An 8,918-nucleotide genomic window follows, 5' to 3' on the forward strand; every position below is an offset into this window, starting at 1 on the left:
TGGCGGCTATCGATCAGGCGCTCCCTTTTCGCGTAGCGATGGGAAGGTGGCAGCGCGAAGCGCCGAAGGAGGGGTTTTCGCGATGTACCCGTTCTCGGCAGACTTGGCGTGAACCGGAAGCGGTCTGCTAGGTCCGCTTACTTAGCGGCTACTCCGAAGCAGAAAGTCGCGACTCGTCTAAAGTTTCGGACGCCGAGAAGCGTCGGAAAGTCGGCGGTGCCCGAACCCGCCAGCCCTGCGCGATGGTCTATGGGGATTTCGACTTTGGGGGCTTTGGGCGGTGGCGGGCGCGGCGGATAAGCGGACGTATTTGAAAGCGGACGGTCTACTTTCCGGCGGTCGCGAAGGTCGCTCACAGTCTGACGGTCCGCTTTCGGGCAGTTGGCGTCCGCTCTTCGACAGGCGAGAAGCAGACTCGGGCCTTCCCAGGAGCGTGGTCGTCACGGGGTCTGTCGATGATGTGCCGTGCCGGGTCACGACCCCTGTCTCTTGGATGATGCTGCGAAGCGTGGAGGCTCGCGAGGCTGGTACCGGCGTTCCAGGATCTCGATGACGATCATGCGTCCACCGCAGCACGAGCGCGGCGGCCGGACATCTGACTGTTCGGCGGGCATGTCATCGACAGCAGGCGGCGCGACCGCGAGCAGTTGGCGGGCCCGTTCGAGACTGTCCTTGCGCGTACCGCTGGCGAGTAGGCCATAATGGCGGATGCGGTGAAAGCCCGTGGGCAAGTCGTGGAGCAGGAAGCGGCGGATGAACTCGTCGGCACCACGCGTCATCACCTGCTGCCGGTCGGCGCCGCCGCGGCGATAGTCCTTGTAGCGGAAGGCGACGCCGCCCTCGTCGAAGCGGAGAAGGTGGCTGTTCGAGATGGCGACGCGAGGACCGCTTCGGGCCCGGCGAATGGCGGCTTGGCATAGACCACCCAGTGTTTTTTGCGGACCGGCCACAGGTGGCGCAGGAATGCGCGCCGTTCGGCGAATTGCGCCATGCTGCCGAAGAAGGCTAGCTGGCCGGCATCGTAGAGCGCGAGCAGTCGTGAGGAACAGGCGGCGGAACAGCACGCCGAGCACGCGTACCGGCAACAGGAACGCCGGACGCGCCGAGACCCAGCGCGTGCCGTCGAGCGCGATGCCGCCGCCGGGGACAATCATGTGGACGTGCGGGTGGTGGGTCAGCGCCCAGCTCCAGGTGTGGAGCACGGCGGTGATGCCGATCCGTGCGCCGAGATGCTTCGGGTCCGCGGCGATGATCTGCATCGTGTCCGACGCCGTGCGGAACAGCAGATCGTAAATCAGCGCCTTGTTGTGGAAGGCGATGGCGCCGACCTCGGCCAGCAAGGTGAAGACCACGTGGAAGTAGCCGACCGGCAGCAGGTCGGCCTCGCGATCGGTGAGCCAGGTGCGCGCGGCAGCGCCCTGGCACTTTGGACAGTGCCGGTTGCGACAGCTTTTATAGGCGACACGCCAATGGCCGCAGTCCGATACGCCGACCCTGCCGTTCGGAAGATATCGGCGGCCTTGATGGAGGTGCCCACCTCGCCTCAACCGTCGGAAGTTCCCCCGCTCGAGATCATCAGCCGGTCGAGCGGACTGGTCACCGCGCGCATCGTCTTGGTCGCTACCTGGGTGTAAAAGGCGGTGGTGTTGAGCTTGGCTTGACCGAGCAGCGCCTGGACGACGATGCGATACAGCTGCCGCGTGCTGATCGGCACTGTCGCGTTCCGGCCCGGGAAGAGCCAGCCGTTCGGAAGCATGATCCCCTGCTGCCGACCAGCGCGCCACCACTCACGTAGCAACACGAGCAAGCCTTTGGGTAGCATGGCGTTACGGTACCGCCCGCCTTTGCCGCGCTCGATCCGTAGCAGCATGCGCTTGCTGTCGACGTCGCTGACCTTGAGCGCCAAGACCTCGGAAACGCGCAGTCCGGCACCATAGGCGACCGACAGTGCCGCCTGATGCTTGAGGCAGGTCGTGGCACTGAGCAGCCGCTTCACCTCGGCCAAGGTCAGCACCACCGGGATCTTACGGGCATGCACGGTGCGGACCAGCTTGCGCGAGCTCGGGTCGGTCGAGCATGTGGGTGAATAAGAACCGCAGCGCCGCAACGATGCTGTTCATGGTCGGCGCCGGAACGCCGGCGTCCTGCTGCTCGATCTGAAACGCCGGACGTCCTCGGCGGTCGCGGTATGCGGCGAGCGCCCCAGCCAGGTCGCAGACCGACCGACGTCGCGCAGGTAGTTGCGCTGCGTCTCGCGTGCGAACCGGCGCATCGTCATGTCGTCGATCAGCCGCTGGTGTAGCGGGCTGATCGGGCCAATCGGAACAAGCTCGTTCATCGTTCGACTCATGTTGAAGGAGCCGAGGAGTCCGCCCATTAATGGCACTGCTCAATCCAGGCGGGACGTTCCCGTTGTCACCTATAGCTCACCACGGGCACCACTCCCGCGCAGCGGGTTCGTGCAGCGAGGGCCTGCTTGGCGTTCGCTGATGACCGAAACGGGGGGATTCTCGGACATACTAGGCCAGGAAAAATTTGGTTCCGATTAGTGTTCTTCGCCGCGTAATGCTATGCACGTGCGAGCATCGCCATTCAGGCATAGTGTAAGTGAAACGCATGACGATCCAGCGGACCCGAATAACTGCAGACGGGCGCATACAGCTCCCTGCGTAGCTTCGCCGTGAATTGGGGTTTGCTGCCGGTGACACGGTTGATCTCGAGCAGGATGGTCAGGTTGTGATGCGGCGCCTCTCCAAGGCCCTCGAGCGCATCCGCGCTAGGCTCTCCAAATATATCGAACCGGGAGCCGACCTCGTTTCCGAGTTAAAGGCGCAGCGGGTTGAGGATGCCCAGCGTGATTAATGCAACAACTCAAGGCTCTCAGGTTCAAAACGCCCAATGAAGCCGTTGAGGGACTCCGGAAATCAAAGCCAGATATCTTTATCGTAAAGCCACACCATCACGTGCTGGGACTAAACACCTAGTCAGCCGGTACCTTTCGCGGGCGCACGGCATAGCTCTTTCCGGTCCGATAGCGCGGCGGGGAGGCGATGGTCGACTGTGGTCTTGCAGGATTAACGCGTCGTTCACAGACGCTGCAGCAACCCGAAACGCCATGTCTGCGCCAGAAATCCTGTCATCTGGATTTCCGCTGCGTAGAAAGGCTGCACAAGGAGCGCGGTGCCGATCCGTACTTCAGGTTGCGCATCGCGGCCTCCTCAGGCCGAAACGGCATCGAGGACGAAGGCGCTCCGCTCGGCCAGATCGCCGATCGCGGCAAGATAGGCCTGGAAGTGCGGGGTTGCGCGGTGCGCGGCAACCGCGTCGGAGCTGGTGTAAAGTTCGTCCAGCACGAAGCGCGTGGGCTCGCTCTGGTCCTGCCAGAGATCATAGCGCAAATTGCCGGCTTCCGCCCGGCTCGGCGCGAGCATGCTGTCGAGCAGGGTGCGGAGCTGGTCGACGGCACCGGGACGGGCGGTCTGGACCGCGACGATCTTCACAGGGGTGGTCATAAGTGTAATCCCCGACGAATGGTTGGGAGCGGTAGCGCGCATCCGCAGCGCGCCACCTGTCATGCGCGTGCTCATGCCGCCGTTTGCGGACCGCCCAGCGCCTCGATCATTGCCTTTGCGACCGCGTGATCGGAGGCCGGGTTCTGGCCGGTGATCAGTTCGCGATCGACGACCACGTTGGCGGCGAAATCTTCAGGAGCGGCTGAAACTTCGCCCCCTGCCAGCCGCAGGGCCTTAGGCATGTCGAAGTACAGTTCGCCCTTCAGCAGGTGCTCTGCGATCTTCTCCTCGCTCGCCGAGAAGACCGTCATACGATAGCCACCATATATCCAGTCCTTGGCCAGGTCGGCTGCTTTGGCATCTTCGCCCTCGATCAGGGCCGCCCTGTACGCGGCCGGGTTGGCCATGGCGGCAACAATCGCGACGGGACCATGGCAGAGCAACCCGGTCGGCTTGGCCGCCGCATGGAAGTGGCGCAGGATCGCGCCCGCATCACGGTCCTGCATCAGGTCTACCGCCGGAGCATGGCCGCCGGGGACAAAGACGCCTGCAAACTCGTCCAGCCCCTGTTCGATGACCGAGGCCAGCGTGCGAACCTCGTTCATGGCGGGGTGTTGCGCGAAGAAGTGCCGGGCGCGCTCATAAGCGACCTGGTCGCCCCCAAAATGCTGCGCCGTGTCCGATGCTTCGTCGATGTGCGGCTTGGTGCCGTTGGGCGTGGCGAGTACGACATCGTAGCCGGCCTCAATCAGCGCCATTGCGGGCACAACCGTTTCGTTCAGGTACTGGCCGATCGTGGCCGAGCCTCCGCCGCGCAGTTCGATCCGTGTCGCATTGGATCCGAGGAAGAGCACTTTCGTATTGGTCATCTGGGCCTCCATTGTCTCACCGCAATCGCTGCGGGCGAGTGGAAAGTGGCCCATCCCGACATATTCCAGAAGTTTATTGTCTTGATTTCAGATATACGCTCTAGAGTATGTCTGCATGCGATACGATCTCAACCTGCTACCGATTTTTGTCGCCCTGATGGAGGAGCGCAGCGTCACGCGCGCGGCAGAACGTGTCGGGATGACGCAGCCCGCGCTATCCAACGCGCTCTCGCGTCTGCGCCTTATGCTGCAGGATCAGCTGTTCATCCGCGAACGGTATGGGGTCCAGCCCACTGCCGTCGCACTGGAACTTTTACCCGCAATCGCCGATGCGCTGGCGAAGCTTGATGACGCGGTGCTGGGCCAGCAGGGGTTCGATCCCGCCAAAGCCGAGCGGGTCTTCACCATCGCGCCCAACGGCTATGTCGAGCTCGTGCTCGTCCCCGCCATCGTCGCACGGCTCCAGCAGGTCGCGCCGGGGATCAAGCTACGGCTTACTCCTTATGGCAACGATCTGGTGGAGACCGGCTTAGTTTCCGGCACCACTGCGCTAGTGCTCGGCCGCATCGTCGATCCTCCCGACAACCTCGTCGTTCAGCATCTGATGGACGAGCGTCTCGCCTGTGCAGTGCGGGCGGGCCATCCCACTGTGGGCGATGCGATGACCCGCGCCCAGTTTGAGGCGCTCAAGCACGTTAACATCATACCGCCCGGGCGGATGCGCGCCGGCCTGTTTCAGGCGCTCGCGCAGCAGCAGGTCCATCGCGAGGTCGCGATCTCGGTGACTAATTTCTTCGCGGTCGCGGAGATGGTGGCGGTCACCGACTATTGCGCGACGCTTCCGGCGATGATCTGCAGACGGCTGCAACTGGATAAGCGGCTAAAGATACTCCCCGCACCAGTAGATCTGGGCACGTTCCCCGTCGAGATGGCTTGGCATGTGCGATACCGGCAAGATCCGGCCCATCGCTGGCTGCGGGGGCTGGTCTCCGAGATCGTGCGGAACGTGTCGTCCTTGGACTGACCCCGCCAAGTGCGGCGACTCTACACTGATCGAAGAGAAGGCCGATCATGGAAGTGTCGCCTCTCTAGCGAACCCACCGTCTCTTTACACTTACGTGCACGCCGAGTTTGACCCAGTGATAATCATTCATGTCGTTCCTCGCCTCGTTTTACGACTGGCGGCTTGAAGGGAGAAGCTGCGGGCTGGCATCAGCAGAATGCAAACCAAAATCGTAGTGCCGCGTTAGAGGGAGATGACTGACACCGTCGAAGATCTCCAGCGCAAGATGGAAGCTGCAGCGAACGCTCTGGATTACGAGGAAGCGCGGCGCCTTCGCGACCACATTAACCTCATTCGAGGGGGAGCGGACGCTACAGCGGCCGCACGGGCCGATACGACTGGTTTAGATCGCCAGCGGCCGGGCGCCATGGGGCTCGGCACGAGCCGGCAGCGACCCGTTCCTCCGCCAGGTTGGAAGCCGCCACCGAAGCCCGATCTCATGACCTCCGGTCGGAAACGCAAGTGAAGATCGACGTCGCAAGCGCAGCCCTGCTGAGCCTGCTTGCCGATGGTGAGCCGAAAGAGACAATATGCCCAAGCGAAGTCGCGCGAAAGATAGCAGCAGATGGGTCGGGAAATGAGCACGCAGATTGGCGCGCTGCGACGCCGATTGTCCATGCCGCAGTCGATCTTCTGGTAGCTCAGAAAAAAGTTAGACTGAGTTGGAAAGGCAAAGCGTTGTCGGTGCGATCGGGGCCATATCGGATCGCTTGGGCGGAAAGCAGGTAATCAGATAGTCAAGGGCGGTTTGAAACGCCGCGAGGGGCGCATTGCCGTCACTCGCGCCCGTGGCATACACAGGGCCGCGATTTCCCGATCCTTCCAAGACGTTCCGCCGCTAAATTTAGATCCCCAGCAGCGGACCGTCAGATAACCTGCGGCAGTGGCCTATGCCGACCAGTTGACGTCACCGGATACGGAGCCTCCGAACGGCTGGCTGCAGCGAAAGCTGCCGCCGGACAGCGCTGTGTTACAAATTGCCGTCTCGATCGTTTGACCATGATGATTGTACCGACGACGTCTCGCACTCGCACTATCTGCGCAGCCACCCAGTTTTCTCAGCGGCAGCGACGGGCACGATGACGCATCGCAAACCGCATCTTCCCGAGAAGATCTGCGTTGCGTGTCAGCGCCCGTTCGTCTGGCGTAAGAAATGGGCGAGGGATTGGGAAGCCGTGCGCTATTGCTCGGACCGTTGCCGCGCAGGCCGCGGCAAGACCCCCTCGAATGCGGTCGGCAGCACCGGATGACCAACCCGTTGGATAACTGTGACCCCGCATTCACGACATCGGTGGTGATCGGCGCCAGCGGCGGCATCGGTCAGGCCTTGGTCGAGGCACTGCGCCAACAGGCGCATGGCGGCGTGGTCCACGCGCTGTCGCGCCAACCGCTTCCATCGGGCATGAGGGCCGTCCCGACCGCACCGATCGACATCACCAGCGAGCCTAGCGTGCGCACGGCGGCGGCCGCGATCGGCGCCCCGATTGACCTGCTGATCGTCGCCACGGGCATGCTCCACGATGACGAGCACGGCCCCGAGCGCGCCTTGCGCGAGCTTGATCCTGACCGTCTGGCGCGGAGCTTCGCGATCAACACGATCGGACCGGCCCTTATCCTGAAGCATTTCGCGCCGCTGCTAGCGCGCGACCGCCGTGCGGTAATCGCCTTGCTGTCGGCGCGGGTCGGCAGCATCTCCGACAATCGATCCGGCGGATGGTACGGCTACCGCGCGACGAAGGCAGCGCTCAACATGATCATCCGCTCGGCCGCAGTAGAGCTCGCCCGCATTCGGCGGCACTGCGTCTGCGTCGGGCTGCATCCCGGCACCGTCGATACCGGCTTGAGCAAACCGTTCCAGCGCGGCGTGCCCGCTAGCAAGCTCTTTTCACCCAAGCGCGCTGCGGCGCAGTTCCTGGACGTCATCGCCACCCTCACGCCCAGCGACAGCGGCGAGTGCTTCGCCTGGGACGGCGCCGAGATCGCGCCATGAGCAACGACGAGCAGGGACGCCGCGTACCGAGCAGCCGGCTGTCGCGGCTCGGATCGTTCAGCCGACTGGCGAGCGGGATTGCGGGCGGGATGGTCGCGGAAGGCGCGCGCCGGCTCGCCAGCGGCGATCGTCCGCGGCTGCGCGACATGGTGCTGACGCCCGGCAATGTCGCCCGCGTCGCCGACCAGCTCGCGCATCTGCGCGGCGCGGCGATGAAGCTCGGGCAGATGATCTCGATGGATGCGGGTGACCTGCTGCCGCCTGAACTTACCGAGATCATGGGACGGCTGCGTGAGCGTGCGTACCGCATGCCGCCCGCCCAGCTCCAGCAAGTTCTCGCAACGGAATGGGGACACGACTGGCAGCAGCGTTATGCAAGGTTCGATCCGACACCGGTCGCCGCCGCCTCGATCGGCCAGGTCCATCGTGCGACGACCGTCGACGGGCGCGACCTCGCGATCAAAGTGCAATATCCCGGCGTCGCCAAGAGCATCGATGCCGATATCGACAATGTCGCGACCCTCCTGCGGGTCTCGGGACTTCTGCCGACCGGCCTCGACATTGTGCCACTCCTGGCCGACGCCAAGCAGCAGCTGCGCGACGAGGCCGATTATTTGCGCGAAGGCGCATTGATGGCGCGGTTCGGCGCGCTGCTCGCCGGGGCGCCTAACTTCGTCGTCCCTACACTCGACCCCGACCTAACCACCGCGCGCGTTCTGGCGATGACCTTCGAGGAAGGCGTCGCCGTCGAGACGCTCGGAAGCGCGCCGCAGGACGTGCGCGACCGGGTCATGACGATGCTGGTCGGCCTGGTCCTTCGCGAGCTCTTCGAATTCGGCGTCATGCAGACCGATCCCAATTTTGCGAACTTCCGTTATCAGCCGGCAACGGAAAGGCTGGTCCTGCTCGACTTCGGGGCGGCGCGGCCCGTGGGACCGGGCGCGCAGGCAGCCTACCGCGACCTGCTATCGGCCGGCCTTGCAGGGGATCGCGAAAGCCTCAAACAGGCCGCGATTTCCGGCGGCATCCTGATGCCCGCAACGGCGGACCGCCACGCCGGCGCGATCAATCGGGTACTTGATGTCATCCTCGATCAGTTCGACCGGCCGGGACCGTTCGACTTTGGTGATCGATCCTTCGTTGGCGTGCTGCGCGAGGAAGCGATGGTCGTCGCGGGCGACCGCCCCGCCTGCCATGTGCCGCCGACCGACATGCTGTTCGTCCAGCGCAAGATCAGCGGGACCGCGTTGCTGGCGGCCCGGCTGAAGGCCCGGGTCGATGTCCGGGGGCTGGTCACGCGGCAGATGGCGTTGCTCGAGGGCACCGAGACCACATCAGATTGACCTCAAGCGGATGGGCATGGCTGGGAAAGTCCAGTTTTCGTGAAAGCGGTAGAGTCAGGAAGTGGCGCGGTGTCGTGCGGCGCGCCTGTGGGGCTTGCCAGACGATCCGTTTCCACTCCCTGCTCATCGAACCGGACGTGC

Annotated in this window: 9 protein-coding genes and 2 pseudogenes; 7 read left to right on the forward strand and 4 right to left on the reverse strand. The window is 63.9% G+C overall.

Annotated elements, in window-relative coordinates:
* Positions 1–473 precede the first annotated feature (473 nt).
* Positions 474–1,547 (reverse strand): IS91 family transposase, encoded by a 1,074-nt coding sequence (locus GGR40_RS19120; RefSeq protein ID WP_429277844.1) that lies wholly within the window; start codon positions 1,545–1,547, stop codon positions 474–476.
* Positions 1,544–2,338, reverse strand: a pseudogene (locus GGR40_RS19125) (tyrosine-type recombinase/integrase). The gene GGR40_RS19120 and the pseudogene GGR40_RS19125 overlap by 4 nt, the downstream one beginning before the upstream one ends.
* Positions 2,339–2,864: 526 nt before the next feature.
* On the opposite strand from GGR40_RS19125, the pseudogene GGR40_RS19130 reads away from it, so the two are divergent.
* Positions 2,865–2,984, forward strand: a pseudogene (locus GGR40_RS19130) (IS481 family transposase); the annotation flags it as partial.
* 234 nt (positions 2,985–3,218) lie between these two features.
* On the opposite strand, the gene GGR40_RS19135 reads toward GGR40_RS19130, so the two are convergent.
* Together GGR40_RS19135 and GGR40_RS19140 are read right to left on the reverse strand one after the other, a co-directional pair.
* Complete coding sequence (locus GGR40_RS19135; RefSeq protein WP_429277845.1) at positions 3,219–3,512, reverse strand: putative quinol monooxygenase; 294 nt, start codon at positions 3,510–3,512, stop codon at positions 3,219–3,221.
* Between the two features lie 71 nt (positions 3,513–3,583).
* Complete coding sequence (locus GGR40_RS19140) at positions 3,584–4,381, reverse strand: type 1 glutamine amidotransferase domain-containing protein (RefSeq protein WP_429277846.1); 798 nt, start codon at positions 4,379–4,381, stop codon at positions 3,584–3,586.
* A 115-nt stretch (positions 4,382–4,496) separates the two neighbouring features.
* Here GGR40_RS19140 and GGR40_RS19145 point away from each other — a divergent pair, with 115 nt between their 5' ends.
* The 6 genes from GGR40_RS19145 (at position 4,497) to GGR40_RS19170 (ending at position 8,777) form a co-directional block, all read left to right on the forward strand.
* The gene (locus tag GGR40_RS19145) at positions 4,497–5,405 is read left to right on the forward strand and encodes a LysR family transcriptional regulator (protein WP_429277847.1); all 909 of its coding nucleotides are present in this window, start codon (positions 4,497–4,499) and stop codon (positions 5,403–5,405) included.
* Positions 5,406–5,637: 232 nt separating this feature from the next.
* On the forward strand, positions 5,638–5,910 hold the full coding sequence (locus GGR40_RS19150; RefSeq protein WP_429277848.1) for a UvrB/UvrC motif-containing protein: 273 nt from the start codon (positions 5,638–5,640) through the stop codon (positions 5,908–5,910).
* Positions 5,907–6,173, forward strand: a complete 267-nt coding sequence (locus GGR40_RS19155; RefSeq protein WP_429277849.1) for a DUF3253 domain-containing protein — start codon at positions 5,907–5,909, stop codon at positions 6,171–6,173. Before GGR40_RS19150 ends, GGR40_RS19155 begins: the two co-directional genes overlap by 4 nt.
* A 350-nt stretch (positions 6,174–6,523) precedes the next feature.
* Positions 6,524–6,694, forward strand: a complete 171-nt coding sequence (locus tag GGR40_RS19160; RefSeq protein ID WP_429277850.1) for a DUF2256 domain-containing protein — start codon at positions 6,524–6,526, stop codon at positions 6,692–6,694.
* A gap of 41 nt (positions 6,695–6,735) precedes the next feature.
* Positions 6,736–7,434, forward strand: a complete 699-nt coding sequence (locus GGR40_RS19165) for an SDR family NAD(P)-dependent oxidoreductase (protein ID WP_429277851.1) — start codon at positions 6,736–6,738, stop codon at positions 7,432–7,434.
* Positions 7,431–8,777 carry an ABC1 kinase family protein gene (locus tag GGR40_RS19170; protein WP_429277852.1) on the forward strand — a complete coding sequence of 449 codons (1,347 nt, stop codon included), beginning with the start codon at positions 7,431–7,433 and terminating at the stop codon, positions 8,775–8,777. Before GGR40_RS19165 ends, GGR40_RS19170 begins: the two co-directional genes overlap by 4 nt.
* Positions 8,778–8,918: the final 141 nt, after the last annotated feature.

Source organism: Novosphingobium gossypii, assembly GCF_050433305.1.
GTDB lineage: Bacteria > Pseudomonadota > Alphaproteobacteria > Sphingomonadales > Sphingomonadaceae > Novosphingobium > Novosphingobium gossypii.